The sequence below is a fragment of the Phytohabitans houttuyneae genome, assembly GCF_011764425.1.
GTDB lineage: Bacteria > Actinomycetota > Actinomycetes > Mycobacteriales > Micromonosporaceae > Phytohabitans > Phytohabitans houttuyneae.
On the sequence record NZ_BLPF01000003.1, the window covers coordinates 724,854 to 750,039 of the forward strand.

24 protein-coding genes and 3 pseudogenes are annotated in these 25,186 nt (G+C 69.8%); 15 read left to right on the forward strand and 12 right to left on the reverse strand.

Features of this window, described 5'->3' with window-relative positions:
* The first annotated feature begins 112 nt into the window (after positions 1–112).
* The 4 genes and pseudogenes from Phou_RS54760 to Phou_RS56100 form a co-directional block, all read left to right on the forward strand.
* Positions 113–241, forward strand: coding sequence for a hypothetical protein (locus tag Phou_RS54760; RefSeq protein WP_281365144.1), 129 nt, complete (start codon positions 113–115; stop codon positions 239–241).
* 43 nt (positions 242–284) lie between these two features.
* Positions 285–1,229: a C45 family autoproteolytic acyltransferase/hydrolase gene (locus tag Phou_RS38115; RefSeq protein ID WP_173066598.1), complete on the forward strand. Its 945-nt coding sequence runs from the start codon at positions 285–287 to the stop codon at positions 1,227–1,229.
* A gap of 246 nt (positions 1,230–1,475) precedes the next feature.
* Positions 1,476–1,661, forward strand: a complete 186-nt coding sequence (locus tag Phou_RS38120) for a hypothetical protein (RefSeq protein WP_173066601.1) — start codon at positions 1,476–1,478, stop codon at positions 1,659–1,661.
* A 414-nt stretch (positions 1,662–2,075) separates the two neighbouring features.
* Positions 2,076–2,210, forward strand: a pseudogene (locus Phou_RS56100) (IS982 family transposase); the annotation flags it as partial.
* 184 nt (positions 2,211–2,394) lie between these two features.
* Here the strand turns inward: Phou_RS56100 and Phou_RS38130 are convergent.
* From Phou_RS38130 to Phou_RS38140, 3 genes are all read right to left on the reverse strand, one after another.
* The gene (locus tag Phou_RS38130; protein ID WP_173066604.1) at positions 2,395–3,276 is read right to left on the reverse strand and encodes a LysR family transcriptional regulator; all 882 of its coding nucleotides are present in this window, start codon (positions 3,274–3,276) and stop codon (positions 2,395–2,397) included.
* 19 nt (positions 3,277–3,295) lie between these two features.
* Positions 3,296–4,303: an alcohol dehydrogenase catalytic domain-containing protein gene (locus Phou_RS38135; protein WP_173068932.1), complete on the reverse strand. Its 1,008-nt coding sequence runs from the start codon at positions 4,301–4,303 to the stop codon at positions 3,296–3,298.
* A 97-nt stretch (positions 4,304–4,400) separates the two neighbouring features.
* Complete coding sequence (locus tag Phou_RS38140) at positions 4,401–4,850, reverse strand: hypothetical protein (RefSeq protein ID WP_173066607.1); 450 nt, start codon at positions 4,848–4,850, stop codon at positions 4,401–4,403.
* Between the two features lie 540 nt (positions 4,851–5,390).
* On the opposite strand from Phou_RS38140, the gene Phou_RS38145 reads away from it, so the two are divergent.
* Together Phou_RS38145 and Phou_RS51675 are read left to right on the forward strand one after the other, a co-directional pair.
* Positions 5,391–6,884, forward strand: coding sequence for an MMPL family transporter (locus tag Phou_RS38145; RefSeq protein ID WP_218579466.1), 1,494 nt, complete (start codon positions 5,391–5,393; stop codon positions 6,882–6,884).
* Positions 6,806–7,540, forward strand: coding sequence for an MMPL family transporter (locus tag Phou_RS51675; RefSeq protein ID WP_218579467.1), 735 nt, complete (start codon positions 6,806–6,808; stop codon positions 7,538–7,540). Before Phou_RS38145 ends, Phou_RS51675 begins: the two co-directional genes overlap by 79 nt.
* A 296-nt stretch (positions 7,541–7,836) precedes the next feature.
* Here the strand turns inward: Phou_RS51675 and Phou_RS38150 are convergent, their stop codons facing one another.
* The 3 genes from Phou_RS38150 to Phou_RS38160 form a co-directional block, all read right to left on the reverse strand.
* The gene (locus Phou_RS38150) at positions 7,837–9,285 is read right to left on the reverse strand and encodes a HAMP domain-containing sensor histidine kinase (protein ID WP_173066611.1); all 1,449 of its coding nucleotides are present in this window, start codon (positions 9,283–9,285) and stop codon (positions 7,837–7,839) included.
* The gene (locus tag Phou_RS38155; protein ID WP_173066614.1) at positions 9,282–9,965 is read right to left on the reverse strand and encodes a response regulator transcription factor; all 684 of its coding nucleotides are present in this window, start codon (positions 9,963–9,965) and stop codon (positions 9,282–9,284) included. The genes Phou_RS38150 and Phou_RS38155 overlap by 4 nt, the downstream gene beginning before the upstream one ends.
* Positions 9,966–10,665: 700 nt before the next feature.
* Positions 10,666–11,118 carry a hypothetical protein gene (locus Phou_RS38160; protein WP_218579468.1) on the reverse strand — a complete coding sequence of 151 codons (453 nt, stop codon included), beginning with the start codon at positions 11,116–11,118 and terminating at the stop codon, positions 10,666–10,668.
* 759 nt (positions 11,119–11,877) lie between these two features.
* Between Phou_RS38160 and Phou_RS38165 the strand changes: the two genes are divergently transcribed.
* Positions 11,878–12,066, forward strand: coding sequence for a hypothetical protein (locus Phou_RS38165; protein WP_173065069.1), 189 nt, complete (start codon positions 11,878–11,880; stop codon positions 12,064–12,066).
* Positions 12,067–12,112: 46 nt separating this feature from the next.
* Here the strand turns inward: Phou_RS38165 and Phou_RS38170 are convergent, their stop codons facing one another.
* On the reverse strand, positions 12,113–12,613 hold the full coding sequence (locus Phou_RS38170; RefSeq protein WP_173066617.1) for a MarR family winged helix-turn-helix transcriptional regulator: 501 nt from the start codon (positions 12,611–12,613) through the stop codon (positions 12,113–12,115).
* Positions 12,614–12,643: 30 nt separating this feature from the next.
* On the opposite strand from Phou_RS38170, the pseudogene Phou_RS38175 reads away from it, so the two are divergent.
* Positions 12,644–13,711 (forward strand): annotated as a pseudogene (locus Phou_RS38175) (GNAT family N-acetyltransferase).
* A gap of 301 nt (positions 13,712–14,012) precedes the next feature.
* Here the strand turns inward: Phou_RS38175 and Phou_RS38180 are convergent.
* The 4 genes from Phou_RS38180 to Phou_RS38190 all read right to left on the reverse strand — a co-directional run bounded on the left by Phou_RS38180 (position 14,013) and on the right by Phou_RS38190 (position 17,455).
* On the reverse strand, positions 14,013–14,438 hold the full coding sequence (locus Phou_RS38180; protein ID WP_173066620.1) for a DUF2267 domain-containing protein: 426 nt from the start codon (positions 14,436–14,438) through the stop codon (positions 14,013–14,015).
* A gap of 247 nt (positions 14,439–14,685) precedes the next feature.
* Positions 14,686–16,326: an alpha-amylase family protein gene (locus Phou_RS38185; RefSeq protein WP_246274185.1), complete on the reverse strand. Its 1,641-nt coding sequence runs from the start codon at positions 16,324–16,326 to the stop codon at positions 14,686–14,688.
* Between the two features lie 14 nt (positions 16,327–16,340).
* The gene (locus Phou_RS53730) at positions 16,341–16,892 is read right to left on the reverse strand and encodes a hypothetical protein (protein WP_246274186.1); all 552 of its coding nucleotides are present in this window, start codon (positions 16,890–16,892) and stop codon (positions 16,341–16,343) included.
* Positions 16,889–17,455 (reverse strand): hypothetical protein, encoded by a 567-nt coding sequence (locus Phou_RS38190; RefSeq protein ID WP_173066626.1) that lies wholly within the window; start codon positions 17,453–17,455, stop codon positions 16,889–16,891. Before Phou_RS38190 ends, Phou_RS53730 begins: the two co-directional genes overlap by 4 nt.
* Before the next feature lie 178 nt (positions 17,456–17,633).
* Here Phou_RS38190 and Phou_RS38195 point away from each other — a divergent pair, with 178 nt between their 5' ends.
* Genes Phou_RS38195 through clpB form a run of 7 tightly spaced genes read left to right on the forward strand, consistent with a single transcriptional unit; the run spans position 17,634 to position 24,068 of the window.
* Complete coding sequence (locus Phou_RS38195; protein WP_173066629.1) at positions 17,634–17,858, forward strand: hypothetical protein; 225 nt, start codon at positions 17,634–17,636, stop codon at positions 17,856–17,858.
* A 1-nt stretch (position 17,859) separates the two neighbouring features.
* Positions 17,860–19,755: a molecular chaperone DnaK gene (gene dnaK, locus Phou_RS38200; RefSeq protein WP_173066632.1), complete on the forward strand. Its 1,896-nt coding sequence runs from the start codon at positions 17,860–17,862 to the stop codon at positions 19,753–19,755.
* 23 nt (positions 19,756–19,778) lie between these two features.
* Positions 19,779–20,276 (forward strand): nucleotide exchange factor GrpE, encoded by a 498-nt coding sequence (locus Phou_RS38205; RefSeq protein WP_173066635.1) that lies wholly within the window; start codon positions 19,779–19,781, stop codon positions 20,274–20,276.
* A gap of 6 nt (positions 20,277–20,282) precedes the next feature.
* Complete coding sequence (locus Phou_RS53735) at positions 20,283–20,666, forward strand: DnaJ domain-containing protein (RefSeq protein WP_246274187.1); 384 nt, start codon at positions 20,283–20,285, stop codon at positions 20,664–20,666.
* Positions 20,630–21,157, forward strand: a complete 528-nt coding sequence (locus tag Phou_RS53740) for a J domain-containing protein (RefSeq protein ID WP_246274188.1) — start codon at positions 20,630–20,632, stop codon at positions 21,155–21,157. Before Phou_RS53735 ends, Phou_RS53740 begins: the two co-directional genes overlap by 37 nt.
* Positions 21,154–21,462, forward strand: a complete 309-nt coding sequence (locus Phou_RS38215) for a chaperone modulator CbpM (RefSeq protein ID WP_173066638.1) — start codon at positions 21,154–21,156, stop codon at positions 21,460–21,462. Before Phou_RS53740 ends, Phou_RS38215 begins: the two co-directional genes overlap by 4 nt.
* On the forward strand, positions 21,444–24,068 hold the full coding sequence (gene clpB, locus Phou_RS38220) for an ATP-dependent chaperone ClpB (RefSeq protein ID WP_173066641.1): 2,625 nt from the start codon (positions 21,444–21,446) through the stop codon (positions 24,066–24,068). Before Phou_RS38215 ends, clpB begins: the two co-directional genes overlap by 19 nt.
* Here the strand turns inward: clpB and Phou_RS38225 are convergent.
* Positions 24,065–25,006: pseudogene (locus Phou_RS38225) on the reverse strand (cytochrome c oxidase subunit I); the annotation flags it as partial. The gene clpB and the pseudogene Phou_RS38225 sit on opposite strands and share 4 nt — an antisense overlap.
* Positions 25,007–25,186 lie beyond the last annotated feature (180 nt).

The following is a 25,186-nucleotide window of genomic DNA, read 5'->3' on the forward strand; positions in this document are numbered from 1 at the left end:
AACGTGTCACCAGCCACAGAGGACAGTGATCGCACTGGTCAGCGCTACCCGGCGTCCTTTCAGGTAATCCCGCTCTGCGGGTTCGGGGTTGGGTGGGCAAGGATCTGCGGCCATGGCGCGGTCGCTGGATCTCGATGAGCTGGTCGTGCGCTGGACGCTGCTGGATGACGAGCGGGACCTGGTCCAGCGCCCGGCGGTCGCCGACGGCGGTCACCTGGTGAATACCTGCCCAATTGGCTAGGTTGCCCTCAGCTCATCCGATCCTCGCAGCGGAGGTGGCAGTCGTGCGGCAACAGCGCAAGACCTTCCGGGCGATCGAGGTCGGCGACGGCGGCGACGGGCGGTGGGCCGCCTACGCCCGGGGCCTGTGGCAGGAGATGGAGGGCCTGCTGACCGAGGAGGGCCGGACTGCGGAGGGCGCGGATCGTGTTCGGGCGCTGTTCCGTGCGCACATGCCGGAACTGGTCCCGGTTCTGGACCGCCTTGCCGGCCAACTCGACCGGCCCGAGGCGGAAGCCTTCCTTACCCACGCGGCACTGCGGCCGTTCTCGCAGGGCTGCACCCAGATCGGCGGGAACGGCACTCTGCTGCGCAACTATGACCTACGGCCCGACCAGTGCGAAGGGACCATCGTCTCCTCCTGCCTCCTGCGCCCCGTGATCGGGATGCAGGACCTGCTGTGGGGGCTGCTGGACGGGATGAACGACGCCGGTCTCGCGGTCTCGCTCACCTGGGGCGGACGTTCCGTCTACGGACGAGGCTTCGCCATTCTCATCCTCGTGCGCTACCTACTGGAGAGGTGCGACACCGTTGATGAGGCGGTCGACAGGGTGCGGTTCCTACCGGTCGCCGTCCCCCAGAACCTCACCCTTGTCGATCCCAAGAAGGCGATGACGGTGTTCGTGGGGCCGGATATCTCGCCGACGGTGGCACCGGACGCCTGCGCCGCCAATCACCAGCACCTGCCGGTGACCGACGAGCAGGAACGGGCCATGCGGACGCAGGAGCGGCTGCGAGCCATCCGCGCCGCGGGTGCGGATGTGGCGGCGATGCTGAGGCCGCCGCTTTATCGATCCGTCGACGAGCACGGGTCCAGAACGCTCTACACAGCCCGCTACCAGCCCATCGAGGGCCGTGTGACGTACTACTGGCCCGGCGAGTCCTGGCAACAGTCCTTCGGTGACTTCGCGCCCGGATCCCGCACTGTGACCTTGGGCGGGGCCGGCTGAGAGGCTTTCCGCCCGCGACATCTGGGTCGACCTCGGCCTGCTCACTCTGGCCAGAGCCAGATTTGCCCTGCAAGACGGCTGACAGTCCCGCGACGCACGGGCTTGCTGACATTCCACCGATTGTTGAACGGCTCCACCGCCATTGTGCTGGGTTGTTCGCTTGTCCGGGCGCCACCAGGGTTTCCTGTTCGCGGCGATCCGGCGTGACTCCCACGCGGGAATGTCGGGCCGGACGATCGCTCAGAAGTGTCAGGTCAGCCGCCGCACGGTCCGCGCCGCGCTGACGTCGGCCTGGCCGCAGCCGCGCAAGCCGATACCGCCGCGGCCTCGAAGCTGGCCCCGTTCAAGCCGGTCATCGACGACATGCTGCGCGTCGACCTGGACGCGCCGCGCAAGCAGCGGCACACCGTCAAACGGATCTACGCCGGCTGATCGACGGGCACGGCATGCACGACGTGTCCTACCCGGTGGTGCGCGCCTACGTCGTCGACCGCAAGCCGCAGATCCGCGCCGAGGCCCGGTCAACGTGTTCGTCCCGCAGACCCACCGGCCCGGCGAGAGGCGGAGGTCGGCTTCGGCGAGGTCACCGTCAACCTGCGCGGTGAACCGGTGATCTGCATGTTGTTCGCGTTCCGGCTCTCCTTCTCCGGCAAGGCCGTCCACCGAATCTGCGCCCGGGGTGGCTCCGAAGCATTCCTGGAAGGCCACGTTCACGCGTTCACCACGCTCGGCGGCATCCCCACCGGCAAGATCCGCTACGACAACCTACGGGCGGCCGCCGCCCAGGTCCTCGGGTTCTCCCGGCAACGGGTCGAAACGGCCCGCCCGGGGGACAGCGTTCCGGGCTGCACGCCCTCAGGGCTGCCGATCGCCTGGTCGCTGGCCGATGCCAAGGCCGACGAACGTCAGGTCCTGGCCGCGGCGCTGGAAGAAGACCCGAATCTGCTCGCCGCCCGCCCCGGCCAGCTGATCATCGCGAACGCTCCTGCTGAACGCACCATGCGGCGTGCTTGGCCCGGAACCGGGCCTGCTGCCGCAGCCGCTGGTCGACCCGCTGGACCGGGGGAGAGCCCGCTCAGGACTCACCTGGTGCCCGACTGCAACCCACACGATCCTGACCGACCCGGCTGCCGCCGGTCACATCGCGGGCGCTGACGTCGTCTCCTCAGCTGGGGAGACAGCTCAGCGCCGACCTGCGGAACTCGTCGACCATGGTGTTTTCCTCGACGGGGCGGGTCAACATCACGGCCTGGCACGGCGGGAGGTCGTCGATCGGGATCGAGGTCAGGTCGGGGCGGAGGAGACCGCCCTGGTCGCTGCGCGGATGCATGATCACGGCCTTGCCGCACGCGACCACCTCGAACTTGTCCTGCACGGTGTGCACGGCCGGGCCCACCGGGCGCCGGCCGCCGTCCGGATGCTCCGGCCACCAGAAGGCCCGCCACTCCGCAGACGCGCCGGGCATCGGGAACTCCACCAGCGGTTCGTCGGCGAAGTCGGCCAAGGTGACGGACGTGCGCCCGGCCAGCCGGTGCGTGGTGGGAACCACGAGCACCCGGGGGTCCTCGTACAGCACCGTGACGCGGTAACCCTCCATCGGGAACACGAACGGCTGCCAGGCGATCACCACGTCGACCCGGTGCTCCGCGAGGCACCGGGTGTCCTCCCACGTCAGGTAGCGGGTGTGGATCTCCGCGTCGGGGTGGCGCTCGCGCAGGTCACGCACCGCCGGGGTGATCGGCAGGCCGGGCATGTAGCCGATGGTGATCGTTCCCGACGTCGCGGCGGCGCGGACGTTCGTGACGGCGTGGCGGGCGGCCCCGAGCAGCTCGTTCGCCTGCACGAGGAAGGCGCGGCCGGCCGGCGTGAGCTGGCTGCCGTGTGCGGTGCGGTCGAGCAGCCGCACACCGAGCTGCTCCTCGAGCCGCTGGATCTGACGACTCAGCGACGGTTGCGCGACGCGCAGCTCGGCGGCGGCCCGGCCGATGTGCTGATGAGCGGCCACGACCGTGAAGTACCGCACCAGTCGGAGGTCGAGGTCCGCCATGCACACATGATAGGGAGAGTCAGTAGGTCACTACAGCCTTGAACCGGACGTCGCCGTTGGCGACCCTGTCGTACGCCTCGGCCACGCGATCCTTGGGGAAGAGCTCGATCATCGGCTTGACGGCGCCGCGTGCGACGAAGTCGAGCGCCTCGACGAGGTACTCGTAGCCGTTGTGGGCGGAGCCGATGATCTGGTGGCTGTTCGACACCAGTGGCAGCGCGGGCAGCGTCAGCTCGTCGGTGGCGATGCCCATCATGACGACCTTGCCCCACGGACGCAGGCCGTCCATCGCGCTGGCGAGCGCCGCGTGGTTGCTGCCCGTGTACATGATCAGATCAGCGCCGCCAGCGGCCTTGAGCCCCGCGCCGTCGGCGACGACCTTGTCGGCGCCGAGCTGCCGCGCAAGGTCCTCCTTGTCGGGGCTGTGGGTAACCGCGGTGACGTGGTAACCCGCGGCCGTCGCGTACTGGATCGCGAGGTGACCGAGTCCACCGATGCCGACCACAGCGACCCGACCGGACGGCTTGACCTCCGCCCGGCGCAAGCCGGCCCAGACGGTGAAGCCGGCACACAGGGTCGGCGCCGCGAGCTCGTACGAGACCCCGTCGGGCAGCAGTACGGTCCCATCGACGTCGGCGACGATGTACTCCGCGTGCGCGCCGTCGACGTTGACGCCGGTGAGGATCGGGGCCGCGCAGTTCGCGGCGGTGACGAAGCTGTTCGGGTGCTGCTCACGGCAGAAATCACACCTACCGCACCGCTTCTGCACCATCGGGAGGCCGACGCGGTCGCCGACCGCGCGCTGGGTGACACCGGCGCCCACGGCCACCACCTCGCCGACGCCTTCGTGCCCGAGCACCAAGGGGAACTCGCGGAACGACAACGTCCCGTTCGCCATCCACACGTCCGTGCCGCAGATCGCGCAGGCGTGGACGCGCACCAGCACCTGGTTGGGGCCGGCCTCCGGCCGGTCCACGTTCTGTAGTTCCCACGGGGCGTTCACCTTCGGAACGACGACCGCCTGCATCTGGGTAGCCATGTCCACTCCTCCTCGGCTCGAGAGATCACGGCTTGACGCTACGAACGGCCGGACTCAGGCGTCCAAGACCTGTTCCGCATCCCCTTCATGCCTGTCCTGCATGGTGTTCCCGCTCGTGCGCCGCGGCAGCGCCGCCCGGCGGCACCGCGTACACGATGGCGTGGTGCGCGATGGCGACGTTCTCCGGCGTGAACTGGGTCCCGGTCAGGAACGCCGCCTTGGTCAGGCCCGGATCGATCACCTGGCACCGGTACCCGTCCGTGCCGCCCTCCGGCGGCGCGGGCGTGTAGGCCTCGGCCATCTTCAAGTCGACGAACCGCTCGCCGGCGCGCAGCGGCTGCGGTGGAGCCGACGACCCGCCCGCGTGCGCGCTGTGCGAGCCGGCCGCGGCGGGCCCCGCACTGTTGTCGGCATCCGACCCGCAGGCGGCGACGACAGCGAACGCCGTCGCCAGCGCCATGGTGACCGCCCCGAAGAGCCATGCCGGTCTCGACGCCGGGACGTCGATGCCTGGGGCCGTGTAAGGCTTCGCCAACAGCGCATCGTCGCGCATCCCCGATCGAGGAGGGCAGCGGAGGGTGCGCTGGCGTTGTTCGCCCAGGCGAGGGCGTGGCTGGAGCGACCCGCGCGTCCATCTGCTCGACGGCGCTGACTGGCTCGCCGTCGACTGTCCACAGTGGAGTTCGACGGTCCGCCGCTCGACGACGCCCACCCGTACCTCGCCGGCATGGACGTTTGGTACGACCTGGGCGACGACCACCGGCTCGTCGGAATCTTGTGCCCCGACATGAAGTGACGCTGGAGCGGCCCGACTCGGACGTCGCCATCGCGGTGACCCGGTCGGCGGACCTGCTGCGTGACGGGCGTTGGCTCCTGCCTCGACCTCGTCGACCACGCGGAGGTCCGCGACGCCGCGGTCGCCTGGACCGGACGGGTCAACCGTCACCGCCCGCACGTGCGCTGGGCACCTGGTTCGGCCAACCGGCCTGAGCGCCGCATTAACGGTCGTCTCAGATTCGCTCGGTACGAAGTCTGCATCAGATAAGCGATGCAACCCGCATGTAGGAGGCTAGTGATGGCAGTCAACGCAGCGCCGTCCGGGGAAGCGCCGGCCGGTCGGTTGGCAGGCCGGTGGGTGCCGTGGTTGGTGATCGGCCTGTGGGTGGCGCTGGCGGCGGTCATGGTGCCGCTGAGCGGAAAGTTGAGCTCGGTCACCACCGACAGAGCCGTGGACCTCCTGCCGGCAGGTGCCGAGTCCACCAAGGTCGCGGCGCTGGAGGACAGTCTCCCCGGCGGTGAGGACAACACGTTCGTCTTCGTGTACCACCGCGCCGGCGGCGTGACCGACGCCGACCGCGCGACGGTCGAGCGCCACTACAACACCCTTGCCAAGCGGTACCCGCCGAAGGTGGCGGCCCCGGCCGACGAGGACGACGAGGGCCCACCGACGAGCCGCTCCACCAACGGCAAGGCGATGATGTTCACCCTCGATGTGAGCACGACCTACGGCGCACCGGAGGACCTCGTCGGCCCGTTGCGTGACGCCGCGAAGGACCGCCCCGCCGGCCTGGAACTCGAGGTGACCGGCCCGGCCGCGATCGACGGCGACATGGACGCCGTCTTCGACGGCATCGACCTGCAGGTCCTCCTCACCACCGTCATCGTCGTCACGCTCCTGCTCATCCTCACCTACCGCAGCCCGGTGTTGTGGTTCATCCCGCTGATGGCCGTGAGCGCGGCCGCGCTGACCGCGATGGCGACTGTCTACCTGCTCGTCAAGGGCTTCGGCATCGTGGTCAACAACCAGAACTCGGCGCTGCTGACGATCCTGGTGTTCGGCGTCGGCACGGACTACGCGCTGCTGCTCATCGCTCGATATCGGGAGACACTGCGCCACCACGAGAACGTCCGGGTCGCGATGGTCCACGCGCTGCGCGGCGCGGCGCCGGCGATCGTCGCGTCCGCGGCCACCGTGGTCGCCGGCCTGCTCTGCCTGCTCGCCGCCGACCTGAACAGCACCAGCGGGTTGGGTCCGATCGGTGCGGCCGGCATCATGTGCGCGCTGGTGGCCATGCTGACGCTGTTCCCGGCGGTGCTCGTGGTGCTCGGCAGGCGGATCTTCTGGCCGGCCATCCCGCGGTTCAGCACGTCCGTGGAGGAGAAGGTGGGGATATGGGGACGGCTCGGCGCCGTCATCAGCCGCCGCCGGTGGGTGGCGACGGCCGCCTCGCTCGGAGTCCTCGGCGTGCTCACCGTCGGGCTGGCGGGCAACACCGGCGCCTTGCGGGAGCAGGACCAGTTCCTGTCCGCGCCGGAGTCGGTCACCGGCTTCACCGTCCTCCGTCAGCACTTCCCGGAGCTCGGCGGCATGCCGATGACGATCTATACGCGGCCGGCGTACCAGGTGCGGGTGCTCGACGTCGTCAAGGGCACCCCGGTGTGGCCCAGGCCTTCCCGGGTGAGACCAAGGCTGGCTGGGTCGACATCTCCGTGTTCCCGAAGGATGCGCCGGACACCGCCGCGGAGTACGACACGATCAAGCGGGTGCGCACCGCCGTGCACGCGGTGAGCGGGGCGGAGGCGATCGTCGGCGGGCCGAGTGCGGAGAACCTCGACACCGAGGTGACCACCAGGCGCGACGAGAAGCTGGTGATCCCGCTGGTGCTCGCCGTCGTCCTGATCGTGCTCGGGCTGCTGCTGCGCGCGATCGTGGCCCCGCTGGTCCTTATGGCCACCGTGGTCGTCTCGTTCGCCGCAGCCTTCGGCGGCAGCGTGTTCGTCTTCGACACGATCCTCGGGTTCAAGGGGATCGACTATTCGGTGCCACTGCTGGCATTCCTGTTCCTGGTGGCGCTCGGCGTTGACTACAACATCTTCCTTACCAGCCGGGCCAGAGAGGAGACCGTGCGTCTCGGCACCAGAGAGGGCATGCTCAAGGCCCTGTCGGCCACCGGCGGCGTCATCACCTCGGCCGGCGTGGTCCTGGCGGCCACGTTCGCGGTCCTCGTCTCACTTCCGCTGGTGATGCTGGTCGAGGTCGGGTTCCTGGTCGCCTTCGGCGTGCTGCTCGACGCCCTGCTGGTGCGGTCGGTCCTGGTGCCCGCCCTCACCATGCTGATCGGCCGGCGGATGTGGTGGCCGAGCCGGCTGTCCCGTCCAGCGGTGGAGCTGCCGGACGGTCAACAGTCGCTCGTCGACGACGAGGAGCCCGCGCTGCAACGGTGAGCGCGGCGGCACGGACGAGATCCGGGACGGGACCCAGGCCCGTCCCGGATCTTTCATGCGCCCGACGGTCGCCGCCCTTTCGTCCTGCGCCACGCGCCGGGGCTGGGGTCGGCGCACCGGGCCCCGCCCCGGTGGTGGGCCGCGGGCCGTTGCCCGACGGCCGCCGCCCTTTGGCCCTGCCCCGTGCGGTCGGGGCTAGGGGGCGGCGCACCGCGGTGTCCTGCTTCGACGGTGAGCCGCGCGGGCCATGCCCGAGGGCCGCCGTCCCTTGTCCTGGGCCGCGCCGCCGGTGCGGGTCAGCGCGCCGCGGTGTCCTCCCCGGCGGTGAGCCGCGCGATCGGGGCGGGCGGGGCCGCGGCCGGAAGGTCGACCCGAAGCAGCGCGCCACCGCGTGCGGAGCGGGCGACGGTGGCCCGGCCGCCGTGGGCGTCGACGACCCGCTGCACGATCGACAGCCCCAGACCGGATCCCGGCAACGCCCGGGCGCTATCGGCACGGTAGAACCGGTCGAACACCCGCGGTACGTCGGCGGCGTCGATGCCTGGCCCGGCGTCGTCGACTTCGAGCACCGCCGACGCGCCCTCGGCCCGGAGCCGGACCTGGACCGGCTGGTCCGCGGGGGACCACTTGCCGGCGTTGTCGATGAGGTTGAGCACCGCCCGCTGGAGCGCAGCGGGACGCCCGCTCACCCACACGGAGGTCACGTCGAGCGCGACCTCGATGTCGGGCACGCGGGAACGCGCCCGGGTCGCGGCGGCCACCACCACGTCGGCGAGGTCGAGCAGCTCGGTGCTCTCGTCGCTGACGTCACCGCGCGCCAGGTCGGTCAGCTCGGCGGCAAGGGTGCTCAACTCGGCCACCTGGGCGCCGAGATCGTTGAGCAGCCGGGTCCGGCTCTCCGCCGGCAGTGCGCTGTCGAGGGTGCCGCGCCGATCGAGCCGGATCAGCAGCTCGACGTTGAGGCGCAGGCTGGTGAGCGGGGTCTTGAGCTCGTGGGCGGCGTCCTCGGCGAGCAGCCGCTGGGCCCGCCGGGAGTCCCGGAGCGCGGCGAGCATGTCGTTGATCGACTGGATGAGCCGCCGGATCTCCCCACCGCCCTCATCCGGGATGTCGGCGTCGAGATCCTGGGTGTGCGCGACACGTACCGCGGCGGCGGTCAGCCGGTCGATCGGTGCCAGCCCGGTCCGCGCCACGGTCCGCCCGACAAGGGCGCCGCCGACCACGCAGAACAGCCCGATCAGCAGCATGCCCAACCCGAACCGGGTGGTCGGGCTGTCGTCGACGACGCGGGCCACCTGGACCGCGCCGTCGCCCGCCCGCAGCGTGTAGATGAGGTAGCCGCCGTCGCTGTCGTTCGACTCCATCAGATCGGCCGACGCGCCCTGCGCCACGCGCCCGGCCTGCTCGCTGACCGGGGGCAGCGCGGGTTGGCCGGCCGGCGTCCGGGTCGAGCCGTCGGCCAGGATGACCCGCACCAGCCGACCGGATCCGGGATACGGCGGCAGCTGGACCTGCGCCAGACCGGCGCGCTCCGCGTCCGTCGCAAGGACGCGGGAGTCGGCGCGCAGCTGATCCTCGACGGTGTCCTGCAGCTCCGAGTCCAGCAGCTCGATGGCCACCTGCAAGGCCACGAACACGCTGACCGCGATGGCCGTCGCCGCGATTACCGTCAGCCTCGTCCGCAGGGACCGCCGCCGCCACCATCGGGTCAGCCGGCGCGGTTCCCGGCCGGCGGGCCCGCTCACGGAGGAGTCTCCCGCAACGTGTATCCCAGGCCGCGCAGCGTGTAGATCAATCGCGGCTCACCCTCGGCCTCCATCTTGCGGCGCAGGTAGCTCACGTACACCTGGAGGTTGTTGGCGGTGGCGCTCATGTCGAAGCCCCAGATCGCCTCGAACAGCGCGTCTCGGGTCAACACCCGGGTCGCGTTGCGCACGAGGACCTCCAGCAGGGAGAACTCGGTCCGGGTCAGGCGCAGCGGCCGCTCGCCCCGCCACGCCTCGAACCTGTCGAGATCGAGCCGGACGTCGGCGAACGACAGGATCTGCGACTCGTCGTCGCCCGGCGTGCGCCGGCGCAGCAGGGCCCGCACCCGGGCCAGCAATTCCTCGGTGGCGAACGGCTTGGGCAGATAGTCGTCGGCGCCCGCGTCCAGCCCCGCGACCCGGTCGGAGACCTGGTCACGGGCGGTCAGCATCAGCACCGGCAGATCCCGACCCGCCGCCCGCAACCGCCGGCAGGTCTCCAACCCGCCGAGGCGAGGCATCATCACGTCGAGGATCAGCAGATCCAGCGTCTCACCGCCGGCCCCACCGACCCCGTCGAGCACGGCGAGACCGTTGGCGACGGTGCTGGTGTCGTAACCCTCGACCTGGAGCACCCGCTCCAGCGACTCACGGATGGCCGCGTCGTCGTCCGCGATCATGATCCGCACGCCGGCCCGCCCCCTTCCAGTCGATGCTTTTGCCGCTCATGGTCCCCGATCAACCTGAGGCCAGGATTAGCGCGTCGCTGGGGACCGCGCTCGTAGAGCCTGTCCGGTAACTGGGTGGGTGTCGGTGTGGCGGGTTGGTCATGGGTGGGTTTTGAGGTAAGAGCGCGGGTAACCACACCTGTTGCTCTCATCCTCAGGCCCAATATGACGTTGTACCTGGTCGCCGGCGCTGGCGCACCTATCGACGCACCCGAAGCCGCGGTATCGCCGCGTTCCCGCGGGCGCATTACGTCGTGACGTCACGGCCGGCGGCAGCGCCGTCCTTCCATGACCGTTGCAGCCCGGAGTCAGAGTTGGTTCCTGGCCGGGTGTTCCCGTCACGCCGCCGCGCTGTCGGTGTGCGCGGCGTGGTCGCGTTCTCCGACCCGGTGCCCCGCCGCCGACACGGCATGGTGTTCATGCCGGGTCATGTGGCCTGGTGCCATCACGGGCACAATGCGATCTACCCGGGAGGCGGCACCGCACGGCGATTACCCGGTTGCGCCGAATCCGGGAGCTCACCGGGATCGATCCGGGCACGGTGCACGGCATCCGGGTGCTCAGCACCGTTGTGTCGCGGGCCATCGCAGGCTGGTAACCCACAGGCGAGGCGGGCAACCGAGACATCCCGGTTGCCCGCCGAATCAGGTGACTAGCCCAGGAGCCCGTCGCCGACGACGCCGAAACACCGGCCCGCCGGGGTAAGGACCTGCACGGTCAACGTAGCCGTCGCAGCCACAGGATTCCCGATGGTAACCAAATCCGAGGTTTCGAATTCAGCAAGGTTCGGAAAACCCACGTCGCCGAAGAGGCCGGCCGTGAAGGTCGGGGCGTTTACGTACACACCTTGCAGGTTGTGTGAGCGCACCGGTCCCAGGATGCTCTTGTAGCCGAAGGTGATCCTCATGTCGATGCCGGGGCTAACGAGTTCCAGCTCGAGGTGGATCGAGCCGCAGTTGCCTGTCACAGTGGCGTTCGTGGTCGGTCCGCCTTTGCCCGGCAGGGAAAGCGGTGCGACGATGGTTGTGGTTTTCCCCACCGGGCTGGGCGCCGCGGCCTGCGCCGGACCCGCGCCGATCATCAAACCGAGCATGGTGAACAGCATCAATAGGGCCGTCACACCGGGTCGGGTGAGGCGGGTCGACCGAATGGGTTTGTGAGTCATGACATTTCTCCCCTATGAGAGCCTGGTAAATAGCCGGGTTCGGAGCCGACGGCTGGTGCTGGCCAACCCGGATTTCGCGCCCTGTCCACGCGTGGTGCCCGCCGTCCCGGCAGCCTGCGCAAACCGCTGGAGGAATCTGATCGTGAGGGCTCCCTTCACGAGCCGGTCGCGAACCCTCGATCGGGCTCGTCAGCAACCTGCCGGAAGGCTCGCACCGAGGTGCAGCGGATCTGTTGTGGAAGGGTTGTGGCACCTGCGTAGGCCCTCGAGGCGTTGATGCGCTGAAGCCTTTTGCAGGACTTGCCGCTACGCCCTGTAGCGCGCGCCGGAACCGACGCGGCGGCGACATCCGTGCCTCACCCGACAACCCTGTCCATCGATGCCAGTGAGAGCGACCACGTCGTCCGGTGGCAAGTCGACTCGCACCACAGGCGCGTCGTACGGCCCGAGGTTCTGGGATCTGTACCGGGCAGGACCTCAGCTTTGTCAGTCGGACGACTGGTCGAAGCCTCGTCGCCGCTGGCGGCGATCGTAGGAGCGGACCGCAAACCTCGTCCGACGGCAGGCAGGCACGTGGTGTGGCTCGATACGAGCGAAACGCACTATCGTGCCGCCGAGCGTGAGCGTGTCGGCGTGGGCAGCGGGCCTGGAGTCGTCGGCGCCCTTCGCCGGTGCGCCCGAGGAGCGGTTGGACCCGGCATGACCGATGATGGGGTCATGTCGTTGCCGGGGTTGGACCCTGAGGAGTATCCGCCGATCGATCCCGGCGAGCCCGTGCCGGACGATGCCGGCGAGTTGTTGCCGGATACGCCGGACGAGCTGCCGGCCGCCCCGGTCGAGCCGCTGCCGGATGACGGCGAGGAGGGCGGCGTACGGGAACCTGCGTAGCGCAGGCGTGGCGGTCGTGCGCAGCCATCCGAACGGTGTCAAATGATCATGTCGATGGGCGCGGTTCGGGTGGACCGTCTGCGGGCTGGGGTCCTTCCAGCCTTCTGGCGATCTGTTCGATGGCGATGAGATCGTCCGCTGTAAGTCGGTCGATGAAGTGGTGCCGAACCGACGCGACGTGAGCGGGTGCGGCGTTGTCGAGTACCTCCAGGCCCTGATCGGTGAGTGCGAGCAGGCAACCCCTGCCGTCGGTCGGGTCGGGTGCGCGCCGCAGGAGACCGCGCGCTTCCATCCGTGTGGCGTGGCGGGACAGCCGGCTGCGCGACCAGCCCATTTTGTCGGCCTGTTCCCCCAGGGTGCTGGTGTGGTCGGGCCGCTCCGACAGCGTGCTGAGTACCTCGTAGTCGGGCGGGGAGAGGCCGACCGCGGCCAGATCGTGCGCCGTGCCGCTCTGGACGGTGACCATCACCCGCAGAAACGCCCGCCACGCCCGCTCCTCGTCGGGGTTCAACCAGCGCACGGTACCGGCGGGAGGTTTCGTTGACATGTAAATAACCTAGCACCTAGACTCGTTTCCATGTCAACAAAACCTGTTCGTGTCCTGGTGCTGGCGTGCACCACCCGTCCCGGCGCCCTCGGCCCCGCGGTGGCACGGTGGCTGATCGATACCATCGCCCCTCGTGCCGCGGAGCTCGGCGTCGAGCTCGTGCCGGTGGCCCTCGGCGACCTGGACCTGCCGTTCCTGGACGAGGAGGAGCATCCTTCGTCCGGTGTCTACCGGCACGAACACACCCGTCGGTGGAGCGCGATCGTCGAGGCCGCCGACGGGTTCGTCGCGGTCACCCCGGAGTACAACTACGGGATGCCAGCGGTCCTGAAGAACGCGCTGGACTACCTCAGCCGCGAATGGGCGTGGAAGCCGATCGGCTTCGTCAGCTACGGCAACACATCGGCGGGCACCCGATCGGTCCAGCACGCCAAGCAGGTGGTGACGACGCTGCGTCTGGTCCCACTGGGCGCCACGGTCGCGATCCGCATCGCCGACGCTGTGGAGCACGGGCGGCTGCGGCCCGACCCGGCCCGTGACGCAGCCGGTGTCGGCCTGCTGGACGAACTGGTTCGCCTCTGCCACGCCCTACGGCCGATGCGTGAACGCGTACGGGCCGGGACGCCGTCCGGTCCGTTGCCGGGCTCCTACGCCAGACAGCTGACGCCCGACGACGCCCCCGAGGTCACCGTGCTGCAGCGGTGCTGCTGAGTGGACGAGGCCCTCATCAACGACACCACGGCCGTACCGGCCCTGCACGAGTCGTTGGACGAGGTACACGAATGGCTGGCAACCTGGCACGCCACCGGCATCTGGCTCGACGGCCGACTGCTGGCCATGGTGCGCGCCCGTCGCGTCGAGACCGACTGGCACGTGGGTCGGCTCGCCGTCGTGCCCGACCTTCGAGGCCGAGGACTGGGCCGGTGGCTACTACACACCGCCGAAGCCGCCGCCGACCCGGACTGCTCTCGCATCCTGCTGTCCACCGGCGCCAAAAGCATCCGGAACCTCGACCTCTACTACAGCCAGGGCTACCAGTCGATGCCACACCCCGACTCCGACACAACCACCCACCTTGTCAAGAAGGTAACCCACTAGCACCGCCGCCGCCGACCGACTCGACGCCCGCCCTCGGCCTCGACATCCGGACATGCCGCGATCCGAGGGCTCTGGATCTGGGTGAGCTGATTCCATTGGTTTCGGGGTGGCAGCAGGACCTTCGCCGGGAACTCGGCGACTCCCAAACCGTGGCCGCGATAGCAGGAAGTAGATTGCGGAGGTGAAAGGACGGCCGTGGTGTGGGCAGCGACGTCACCGGGAGTCGGGACGGTTCTCCCCGGTTGAGTGACGTTCGGGCGTGGGGGAGCTGTCGGACCGGTGGCATTGATTTTGATCGCCATTACGGGATCACCGAGGAGTACTCGTCCGGCAGGCTGGAGCGCACGTCATGCCATTCGCCCGGCGTGACGTGACGGCGCAGGGCGCGTAGGACCGTTTCGACCAGGCGGGGCGTGCCGCCGTCGATGTCCAGCGGGCACTCGGCGCGGATCCGCCGCAGCCACTGATCGAGGGTCATCTTCTCCGGTACGTCTTGGGGCCGCCAGCCCTCGTAGTAGACGCCCCGCACCAGCGTGGGCAGTTGGGCGGCTAGGTGTGCGGACTCTTGGACGGAGAGCCGATCGCGTAGTGCGTGCAGCACCGCGCGCAGCGCCTTGTACGACAGGTCGCGGCGCTCCTTCGGCATTCCCAGTGCGCTTTCGATGTCCTTGAGCAGTACGTCGGTCTTCTCGATGGTGTCGCCGAGGTACTCGTGTGCGTTACCCATCCGGCTGCCCTCCCGGCGAGCCCCGGAACCGTAGCCGGTCCGGGCCCTCCGATCCGTGGTCAAGGCTCGATGGTGATCCGGTTGATCACCGAGGTGACGCCCCGGCGCGGACCAGGCCACCCGTTCCGCTCCCTGCTTTTGGCCAACGTTGTCGCCGGATCAGGTGAACCGTGATCGCCGAACGCGGGTGAGCCTGCCGGTTGCCGGCCCGGCAACGTGGGTGACCATGATTTCTCGACGAACCGGGCTATGGGCGGCGGGACAACCGGATCCAGCGGTACCCGTAGCCGTCGACTTCGACTGCGTCGCGTTTGAGATCTTCGCCGTAGGCGCTGTCGGCGGCGACGTTGAGTGGAGCTGCCTCGCGGCGCAGGTGCGCGGGCAGGGCGACGCGGCACGGCGCGGGTGCGAGGTTGTGCAGGAAGATCATGCACCCGCTGGACCCGGTGGCGGTGTGCGCGAGCAGGTGCGGTGGGCCGATCTCCAACACGTCGTCGGTGCCGCCCCCGATCTCCTCGCACTCGCGCAGCGTGTGCAGCATCCGCTCGAACCACACCAGCAGGCTGTTGGGATCCAACCGCTGGTCGGTGACGTTGACCAGGTCGGCGCGGTAGTCCCCGGCGCTGATCACCGGTGTGAGGAGGTCGGCGGCGGGTGCGTCGGAGAAGCCGGCGTTCGCGGTTGCCGACCACTGCATCGGGGTACGGATCGCGGTCCGCTCGGGCAACGACAGGTCCTCGCCCATGCCGATCTCGTCGCCGTACCGGATGACCGGGGTGCCTGGCATCGTGAACTGGAGGCTGTAGGCCAACTCCAGCCGGCGCCGGTCGCCGTGGAGCATGGGCGCGAGGCGGCGGCGCAGCCCGCGGTGGTACAGCTGCATGCCCTCCTCGGGGCCGAACTGGGCCATCACCTCACGCCGCTCGCTCGGCGTGAGCCGTTCCAGGTCGACCTCGTCATGGTTGCGCAGGAACGTCGCCCACTGGGCGTGCCGCGGCAGGTCGGGCAGCTCGCGGAGAGTCGCCTTGATCGGCGTCGCGTCCTGGCGGGCCAGGCTCAGCATGATCGACTGGTTGAGGCGGAACGCGAACACCATCATCAGCCGGGTCGCCGAGCCGTCCGCCTCGCCGAAGTACTCCAGCAGCTCGCCGTCGCCGACATTCGCCTCGGCCAGCAGCACCGCGTCGCCGCGCCGCCAGGAGAGCGTCTCGCGCAGCTCGCGTAGGAATGCGTAGTCACGGGTGGCCCGGGCGTACCCGGTCGCCCGGCTCTCGATCAGCATCGGCGCGGCGTCCACCCGGAAGCCGGCCACGCCGAGCCGAAGCCAGAACTCCAGGATCTTGCGGATCTCCGCGCGTACCGCGGGATTGTCGGTGTTGAGGTCCGGCTCGAAGGTGTAGAAGCGGTGCCGGAACCAGGCCTCCGCTGTCTCGTCGTACGTCCAGGTCTCCGACTCGACGCCGGGGAAGACCTGCCCGTTCCACCGGTCGGCGGGCTCGGTGTCCGACCACACGTACCAGTCGCGGAAGGGTGAGTCGCGGTCCGCGCGCGCGTGCTGAAACCACGGGTGCTTGTCGCTGGTGTGGTTGAGCACAAGGTCGAGCATGATGCGCAGGCCACGCTCGTCGGCGTTGTCGAGCAGCTCGGCGAGGTCACCGAGGGTGCCCAGCCGTGGGTCGACGCCGTAGTGGTCGGTGATGTCGTACCCGCCGTCGCGGCGCGGGGAGGGGTGGATGGGGTTGAGCCAGATCGTGTTCACCCCGAGCCGGGACAGGTAGTCAAGGCGCGAGGTGAGGCCCGGGATGTCGCCGTGACCGTCCCCATTGGAGTCTTGGAACAAACCCGCGTCCAACGAGTAGATCACCGAGTTGCGGTACCAGCGGTCCACCTGACCTCCGGAGGTCAGGCAGGGCGGTCGGCGCCCAGCGCCTGGCGAAGCCGGTCCTGCATCTCGTCGTCGATCGTCACCTCGTCCGGGTCCGCGCCACGGCCCGGCTCGAAGATCAGCCGGTCCAGATACGGGTCGCGGTCCTCGGTGTTTCGGGTCTCGATCGCCTCGTGGCAGCGGTGCCGAGCGGAATCGACGTCGAGGCCGTGCGCCACCACGTCGTGGGCGAGGTTGAGAGCAAGGATGTTGCCCTCCTCGTCCTCGCAGTGCGACGAGAGTTCGCCGCGGGTGCGGTCGTACACGACGCTGCCGCTGAAGCGGGCCAGGTCGGTGATCCGGTCCGTCGGCACTGGGTGGTCGACGACATGCCGCACGACGTCGACGTGGGTGTGCGGGAAGCGGTGCGGGACCATCGCCCGCGACACGACCACCCGCCTCCATGGCTCCCGGTCGTGCCAGATCAGCAGGCTGGGGCTCGCCTCGTCCGGCGGGCCGTACCGGTCGGTCGTGGCCATGGCCGCGGCCTGCGCGCTGGTAGGCCACCCCTCGGTCAACTGCGGTTTCATGCCGGCCTCCCCACACTGCGGGCCGCCACCGTGGGTACCTTGTGCCGGGCGACCGGCTCGTCCTCGTCCGCGGTGCCCGCGCCGGCGTCCAGGGGCTGGAAGGCGAACCCGCTCGTTTGCGGCTGCGCGCGACCCATCAGGTGGGCGGCCACCATCTCGGTGTACTCGCGGCGCGCCTCGTCCACGCCGATCCGGCCAGTGATCAGGTCGTGGGCGAGGTTGACGGCGAGGAAGTTGACCGCCTCGACGTCACAGCTGGCCGCCAACTCGCCACGGGTGCGCTCGACCCGGATGCTGCCGTTGAACGCGGCCAGGTCGGCTGTGCCCTCCCGGGGCACCTCCAAGTCGATCCAGCCCTCGACCCGGTCCTGGTGCGGCTGCGGGAACCTGTGCTCGACGGGATCCCTGTTGACCACCACGCGCTTCCAGGGCCGGGCGTGGTGCCACACCAGGCGGCTGGGCATCGCCTCGTCGGGTGGCCCGTACCGCGCCGCGGTGCGCCGCGCGGCCGCGCTTGCCTCCGCCGGCCAGTCGGCCTCTATGCGGTCCAGCGTGTCTGTCACGGTTCATCCTCCGTGTCTGCGTCTTCCCAGGCCGGGTACCCGGCCGGCGCCGGCCCATTCACGTCACGGCGGAGCCGATGGGAATTGCCTCAATCACACTGGTAGGGCGATTCGGCCTCACCCGGTACCGACCAAGGCTCGTGTCATCTCACCCGCTCATGGAGAGGATGCCGAGCAAATGACTTTGGCAACCCGGCAGGACAGTCCACGGGCCGTGATTTCGCGATGGGACCCGTTCCGCGACTTGGAGGACATGTACGAGCGGGTCGGTCAGTTGATGGACGGTCTGGCCGAGCCGGGCCGGGCAATGCCGGCGCCGCTGGCCGACCTGGAGGAGACCGACGTCCGGGTCGGCAAGTCCAATGCCGGCCGGCCGCGCCGCATCGAGATCAAGGACTCCTGACATGGCCAAGGCAGTGGGGATCGACCTCGGCACGACGAACTCGGTGATCGCCACGCTGGAAGGCGGCCAGCCGCAGGTGGTACCGAACGCCGAGGGTTCGCGTACCACCCCTTCCGTGGTCGGCTTCACGGAGGCTGGCGAGCGGCTCGTCGGGCAGTTGGCGCGCCGCCAGGCGATCCTCAACCCGAAGGGCACCATCTACTCGGCCAAGCGGTTCGTCGGGCGCCGGTACGAAGAGGTGAGCGAGGAGGCCAAGGCGGTCACGTTCGACGTGGTGCCCGGCCCGGAGGGGGCCGCGCGGTTCAACGTGCGGGACAAGCTGTACTCGCCCGAAGAGATCAGCGCGATGATCCTGCGCAAGCTGGCCGACGACGCGGGCAAGTTCCTCGGTGAAAAGGTCAACCAGGCCGTGATCACCGTGCCGGCGTACTTCAACGACGCCCAGCGCACCGCCACCAAGGACGCCGGGCGGATCGCCGGCCTGGAGGTGCTGCGCATCATCAACGAGCCGACCGCGGCCGCCCTCGCCTACGGGCTGGACAAGCGTCAGCACGAGACGGTGCTGGTCTTCGACCTGGGCGGCGGCACTTTCGACGTCAGCGTGCTCGACGTCGGCGACGGCGTCGTGGAGGTACGCGCGACAGCAGGAGACACGCACCTGGGCGGCGACGACTTCGACCGCCGCCTGGTAGACCACCTGGCCGACGAGTTTCAGCGGGAGCAGGGCATCGACCTGCGCAACGACCCGCAGGCACTGCAACGGCTCTTCGAGGCCGCCGAGAAGGCGAAGGTGGAGCTGAGCTCGGTGCCCCAGACGCAGGTGAGCTTGCCGTTCATCACCGCCGACGCGAACGGGCCCAAGCACTTGAACGCGTCCGTGACCCGGTCGACGTTCGAGCAGATCACCACCGACCTGATCGAGCGTTGCCTCGGGCCGGTGCGGCAAGCGATGTCGGACGCGAAGGTCACCGACAACGACCTGGACGAGGTGATCCTGGTCGGCGGATCGACCCGGATGCCCGCGGTGCAGGGGCTGGTCCGGCGGCTGACCGGTGGCAAGGACCCGAACATGACCGTGAACCCGGACGAGGTCGTCGCGATGGGTGCGGCGATCCAGGCCGGGGTGCTCACCGGTGAGGGCCCGGACGTGCTGCTGCTGGACGTGATCCCGCTGTCGCTGGGGCTGGAGACGCTCGGCGGCGTGATGACGAAGATTGTCGAGCGGAACACCACGATCCCGGTACGGCGTACCGAGGTCTTCTCCACCGCGGAGGACGACCAGTCCGCCGTGGACATCGTGGTGTTGCAGGGTGAGCGGGAGCGGGCGGCGGACAACCGGGTACTCGGCCGGTTCCGCCTGGAGGGCATCCGCCCCGCGCCGCGCGGCGAGCCGCAGGTGGAGGTCACGTTCGACGTGGACGCCAACGGCATCCTGAACGTCTCGGCCCGGGACAAGGACACCGGGGCGCAGCAGACGATCACCATCACCGACACCGGCAACCTGGATCGGTCCGATGTGGAGCGGATGATCGCCGAGGCCGAGCGGCACCGCGAGGAGGACGCCCGGCTACGCGAGACGGTCGACGCCCGCAACACGCTGGAGTCGGTGGCACACCAGGTGGAGCGCCGCCTCGGCGAGATCGGCGACGCGGCCCCAGAGCACGAGCGGGCCCGCGCGCAGATGCTGGTCGCCGACGCGCAGCAGGCATTGAAGGAAGGCGCGGCGCTGGACCGGCTGCGCGGCCTGACCAACGAGCTGCAACAGGTGGCACAGGCTCTGATGGCACGCGGTCAGCCCAGCGGGGGTCCCGACGGGGACGGCCGTGCACAGCAGCAAGGACAGCCCCGCGACCAAGGCGCCGACGACGTGATCGACGCCGACTTCACGCCGAGCTGAGCGCTGTCGTGTCTGATCAACAGATGGAGAACGGCCCGGTCCCCGTCGATACCAAATCCACAGTGGACGACGAGCGCACGGTGGCGGAGCTGGAGGACCGATGGCGGCGGGCGCTGGCTGACCTGGACAACCTGCGCAAGCGGTACGCCCGCGAGCTGGAGCGGGAGCGGGCCGCCGAGCGGGCCCGGGTAGCCTGCGCCTGGCTGCCAGTCCTGGACAACCTGGAGCTGGCGCTGGACCACGCGCAGCGCGATCTCAGCCACGACTCGGGGCCCCTGGCGCAGGGCCTGCTCGCCGTGCGGGACCAGGCGATCGTGGTGCTCGCCGGACTTGGATACGAGCGCCACGACGAGACCGGCATCCCGTTCGACCCGGAGCGGCACGAGGCTGTGGTCGCCCGTGCGGACGACCATGTGCCGCCCGGGACGGTCATCGAGGTGCTACGACCCGGATACGGCGACGGCGACCGCCAGCTGCGCCCGGCCGCCGTGGTGGTCTCCGCCGATACGCCGGGAGCGTAGCGCCTCATGCCGCGTGACTACTACGAGACGCTCGGGATCTCCCGGGACGCGTCGCCGGAGGAGGTGCAGCGGGCCTTTAGGACCCAGGCCCGCCGCTTCCACCCCGACGTCAACCGCAGTCCGGACGCGGAGGAGCGGTTCAAGCAGATCAACGAGGCGTACCAGGTGCTCTCCGACCCGGAGAGCCGCGAGCGGTACGACCGCTTCGGGCCGGACTTCCGGCGTGCGCCGCAGGACGGAAGCAGTCGTGGCGGCGCGCGCGGCGCCGGTACCCGTGGAACGCCTTTCACCGACGCGGACCTGGACCTGGACGAGCTGTTCGGCGGGCTGTTCGGCTTCGGCGGGCGGGGCCGATGGCCGGTGCCGACCAGGAGGCCGAGCTTGAGCTGAGCGTGGCCGAGGCGTTCCGGGGCGGCCGGCGCCGCATCACACTGGACGGCCGCGGCTACGACGTGAACATCCCGCCCGGCGTCACCGATGGCCAGCGGATCCGCCTCGCCGGGCAGGGCGGCCGCTCCCGTGGTGGCGCGGCGGCGGGCGACCTTTACCTGGTGGTGCGGATCGCACCGGATCCGCGGTACCGGGTGGAGGGTCGCGACCTGCACACCCGGCTGCCGGTGGCGCCGTGGGAGGCGGTGCTCGGCGCGCGGGTGCCGGTGCGCACGCCCGGCGGCGAGGCGCGGGTGAGCGTACCGGCCGGCTCGACGACCGGGCGGCGGCTGCGGCTGCGGGGCCAGGGTATGCCCAACCCGCGGGGCCCGGCCGGCGACCTGTACGCGGAGCTGGAGGTACAGGTGCCCACGCGGGTCACCGGCCGGGAACGCGACCTCTACGAGGAGCTGGGGAAGGTGTCCACATTCGACCCGCGGGAGAGTAGATGACCGGCTTCGCACTGGCCCGCCCGAACCGGTTGCGGCTGGACGCGTTCGCTCGCCAGCTGGGCCTGCATCCCCAGCTGGTACGGCGGTACGTGGCTCTGGGCCTGCTGGACGCGCATCGAGACCCGGGTGGCGAGCTGTGGTTCCGCCCCGCCGAGCTGGCCCGGGCCGGGCGGGTGCAGCGGCTGCATGCCGGGCTGCCACTCAACTACGCGGCCATCGGGCTGGTGCTGGACCTGCTGGAACGGATCGAGGAGCTGCAAACCACGCTGCGAAAGGGCGGGCGAGGGTGGACATCAACCGGCTGACCGAGAAATCCCAGGAGGCGCTGCACGACGCGCAGACCGCGGCGCTGCGGCAGGGACACACCGAAGTGGACGGTGAACACCTGCTGCTCGCACTCCTCGACCAGGCCGACGGGCTGGTACCCCGCCTGCTGGAGGGCACCGGCGCGGACGCCGCCGCGGCCCGGCGCGAGGCGGTGGCCGAGCTCGAACGGCGGCCTAGGGTCACCGGGCCCGGCGCCGAACCCGGCCAGGTCTTCATCACCCAGCGGCTCAACCGCGTGCTTGACGCCGCCGACCGGGAAGCCAAGCGGCTCAAGGACGAGTATGTCTCGGTCGAGCATCTGATCCTGGCGCTCGCGGACGAAGGGCCGCAGGCGGCCGCCGGCCGGGTGCTACGCGACCAGGGCGTCACCAAGGACAAGCTGCTACAGGCGCTGACCTCGGTGCGCGGCAGCCAGCGGGTCACTTCCGCGACGCCGGAAGGCACGTACGAGGCGCTGGAGAAGTACGGCCGCGACCTCGTCGCCGATGCCCGCGCCGGGCGGCTCGACCCGGTCATCGGGCGGGACGGCGAGATCCGCCGCGTGGTGCAGATCCTGTCCCGCAAGTCCAAGAACAACCCGGTGCTCGTCGGCGACCCGGGCGTCGGCAAGACCGCGGTCGTGGAAGGGCTGGCCCAGCGGATCCTGCACGGCGACGTACCCGAAGGCCTGCGCGACAAGACCGTCTTCGCCCTCGACATGGGTGCGCTGGTGGCCGGCGCCAAGTACCGCGGCGAGTTCGAGGAACGGCTGCGCGCGGTGCTCAACGAGGTACGCGCCGGCGAGGGCCGGATCCTGCTCTTCCTCGACGAGATGCACACCCTCGTCGGCGCGGGCGCGGCCGAGGGCGCGATGGACGCCGGCAACATGCTCAAACCGATGCTGGCCCGCGGCGAGCTGCACATGATCGGCGCGACCACACTGCAGGAGTACCGGCAGCGGGTGGAGAAGGACGCCGCGCTCGCCCGGCGCTTCCAGATGGTGCTGGTGGACGAGCCCACGGTGGCCGACACCGTATCGATCCTGCGCGGCCTGCGGGAGCGCCTCGAGGTCTTCCACGGGGTCAAGATCCAGGACGCCGCGCTCGTCGCCGCGGCGACTCTGAGCCACCGCTACATCACCGACCGGTTCCTGCCGGACAAGGCGATCGACCTGGTCGACGAGGCCTGTGCGCGGCTGCGTACCGAGATCGACTCGATGCCAGCCGAGCTGGACGAACTCACCCGCCGCGTCACCCGGCTGGAGATCGAAGAGGCGGCGCTGGCCAAGGAGACCGACCCGGCCAGCGGTGCCCGGCTCGACCAGCTGCGCCGCGAGCTGGCCGACCTGCGCGCCGAGGCGGACGCCAAGCGGGCCCAGTGGGAAAGCGAGCGGCAAGCGATCCGCCGGATCCAGCAGCTGCGCGGCGAGGCCGAGCGGGTGCGCCACGAAGCCGAGCAGGCCGAGCGGGCGTACGACCTCAACCGCGCCGCCGAGCTGCGCCACGGCAAGCTGCCCGAACTCGAACGCCGGCTACACGCCGAGGAGGACCAGCTCGCCACCAAGCAGGGAACCACCCGGCTGCTGCGCGAGGTGGTCACCGAGGACGAGATCAGCCAGATCGTGTCCGCCTGGACCGGCATCCCGGTAAGCCGGCTGCGCGAGGGCGAGCGGGAAAAGCTGCTGCGCCTGGACCAGATCCTGCACGAGCGGGTGATCGGCCAGCACGAGGCGGTCCGCCTGGTCGCGGACGCGATCATCCGGGCCCGCTCCGGCATCAAGGACCCGCGCCGCCCGATCGGGTCGTTCATCTTCCTCGGCCCCACCGGCGTCGGAAAGACCGAGCTGGCCAAGGCACTGGCCGCCGCGCTGTTCGACACCGAGGAGAACATGGTGCGGATGGACATGAGCGAGTACCAGGAGCGGCACACAGTCAGCCGGCTGGTCGGTGCCCCGCCCGGCTACGTCGGGTACGAAGAGGGCGGGCAGCTGACCGAGGCGGTGCGGCGCAAGCCGTACTCGGTGGTGCTCTTCGACGAGATCGAGAAGGCACACGCGGACGTGTTCAACACCCTGCTGCAGGTACTCGACGACGGGCGGATCACCGACGCGCAGGGCCGCACCGTCGACTTCCGCAACACGGTGATCATCATGACCTCGAACATCGGGGCGATGCACCTGCTCGGCGGGGACGCCTTCGGCGGCACCGAGATCGACGAAGCCGCACGAGACCGGGTGATGGCCGAGCTGCGCGGCCAATTCCGGCCCGAGTTCCTCAACCGGGTCGACGACATCGTGCTCTTCCAACGGCTCAGCCTGCAGCAGATCGAGCGGATCGTGGACCTGCAGTTCGCGGAATTGCGCCACCGCCTGGAGCAGCGACGCCTCGACATCGAGCTGACCGAGAAAGCCCGCCGACTGATCGCCGAGCACGGCTTCGACCCGGTGTACGGCGCCCGCCCGCTGCGCCGGTACATCGCGCACGAGATCGAGACCCGCGTCGGCCGGGCGCTGCTGGCCGGGGACCTGCCGGACGGGGCGACGATCCGGGTCGACGCCCGCGACGGCGAACCCGTGGTGGAGTTCGCCGCGGCCGGCGCGCATTAGCTGTCGTGAGGCCGGTCGAGTTCGGTTTCGGTGTCTTCCTGGTAGCTGGCGCCGCCCCTCGACTCGCTGGTTAGCGGCTTGGCGCCGCCCTCCGGGGGGCCGGCCGCGGACTGGTGCCCGGCGGCCAGGTGGGGAAACTTCAGGCCGAAGGCGGGCCGTTCGGAGCGGATTCTGGGCATCTTGTCGAAGTTGCGCAAGGGTGGTGGCGAGCTTGTCGCCCACTCCAGGGAGTTGCCGTAGCCCCAGGGGTCATCGACCTCGACCTTTTCGCCGAACCGTAGGGACTTCCGCACGTTGTACATCAGGAAAAGGGTGGAGAGGCCGAGCACGAACGAGCCGATCGTGGAGATGGTGTTCAGCAGCGTGAAGCCGTCGAACTGGCGATAGTCGGCGTACCGGCGGGGCATGCCGCGGTTACCCAGCCAGTGGTGGACCAGGAAAGTCATGTGGCAGCCGACGAACATGGTCCAGAAGTGCACCTTTCCCAAGCGTTCGTCGAGCATCCGCCCGGTCATCTTGGAAACCAGAAGTAGATGCCGGCGAAGGCGGCGAAGACGATCGTTCCAAAGAGGACGTAGTGGAAGTGGGCTACGACGAAATAGCTGTCGTGTGTGTGGAAGTCGATGGGCGGACTGGCCAGCAGCACGCCGGACAGTCCACCGAACAGGAACGTGACCAGGAAGCCGATGGAAACAGCATCGGCGTCTCGAAGGTGAGCTGCCCGCGCCTCATGGTGCCGATCCAGTTGAAGAACTTCACACCTGTGGGTACGGCGATGATGAACGTTGCCGCGGAGAAGAATGGCAGCAGCACGAAGCCGGTGGGTACATGTGGTGCGCCCACACGATCATCGAGTAGGCGAAGATGACGACCGTGGCGGCGACCATGCCCTTGTAGCAGAACAGTGGCTTGCGGGAGAAGACCGGGATGACCTCGGTGTACTGCTCCGGCGACAGGAACTGCAGCCCCGGTCTGGCCAGCTCGCCGCGCATCAGCATCGCCATGAGACCGCCGGCCAGGAAGAAGCCGAACGACGTCGTCAGGTACAACAGCCCGATCTGCTTCGCATCCGTGGTGCGCAGCAGCCGCCCCAGCGCGCTGCCCCGCACAGGCCGGTG

Bases quoted from the DNA above. Each gene is read 5' to 3' on its own strand.
- Phou_RS38135 (WP_173068932.1), bottom strand. From the start codon at position 4,303: ATGCAGGCGGTCGTCGTTCCGAAGGTGAACGCCCCGTGGGAACTACAG.
- Phou_RS38195 (WP_173066629.1), top strand. From the start codon at position 17,634: ATGACTTTGGCAACCCGGCAGGACAGTCCACGGGCCGTGATTTCGCGA.
- Phou_RS53735 (WP_246274187.1), top strand. From the start codon at position 20,283: ATGCCGCGTGACTACTACGAGACGCTCGGGATCTCCCGGGACGCGTCG.
- Phou_RS38155 (WP_173066614.1), bottom strand. From the start codon at position 9,965: ATGATCGCGGACGACGACGCGGCCATCCGTGAGTCGCTGGAGCGGGTG.
- Phou_RS38165 (WP_173065069.1), top strand. From the start codon at position 11,878: ATGACCGATGATGGGGTCATGTCGTTGCCGGGGTTGGACCCTGAGGAG.
- dnaK (WP_173066632.1), top strand. From the start codon at position 17,860: ATGGCCAAGGCAGTGGGGATCGACCTCGGCACGACGAACTCGGTGATC.
- Phou_RS38215 (WP_173066638.1), top strand. From the start codon at position 21,154: ATGACCGGCTTCGCACTGGCCCGCCCGAACCGGTTGCGGCTGGACGCG.
- Phou_RS38145 (WP_218579466.1), top strand. From the start codon at position 5,391: ATGGCAGTCAACGCAGCGCCGTCCGGGGAAGCGCCGGCCGGTCGGTTG.
- Phou_RS38180 (WP_173066620.1), bottom strand. From the start codon at position 14,438: ATGGGTAACGCACACGAGTACCTCGGCGACACCATCGAGAAGACCGAC.
- Phou_RS38130 (WP_173066604.1), bottom strand. From the start codon at position 3,276: ATGGCGGACCTCGACCTCCGACTGGTGCGGTACTTCACGGTCGTGGCC.
- Phou_RS53730 (WP_246274186.1), bottom strand. From the start codon at position 16,892: ATGAAACCGCAGTTGACCGAGGGGTGGCCTACCAGCGCGCAGGCCGCG.
- Phou_RS38160 (WP_218579468.1), bottom strand. From the start codon at position 11,118: ATGCTGTTCACCATGCTCGGTTTGATGATCGGCGCGGGTCCGGCGCAG.
- Phou_RS38170 (WP_173066617.1), bottom strand. From the start codon at position 12,613: ATGTCAACGAAACCTCCCGCCGGTACCGTGCGCTGGTTGAACCCCGAC.
- Phou_RS38205 (WP_173066635.1), top strand. From the start codon at position 19,779: ATGGAGAACGGCCCGGTCCCCGTCGATACCAAATCCACAGTGGACGAC.
- Phou_RS53740 (WP_246274188.1), top strand. From the start codon at position 20,630: ATGGCCGGTGCCGACCAGGAGGCCGAGCTTGAGCTGAGCGTGGCCGAG.
- Phou_RS54760 (WP_281365144.1), top strand. From the start codon at position 113: ATGGCGCGGTCGCTGGATCTCGATGAGCTGGTCGTGCGCTGGACGCTG.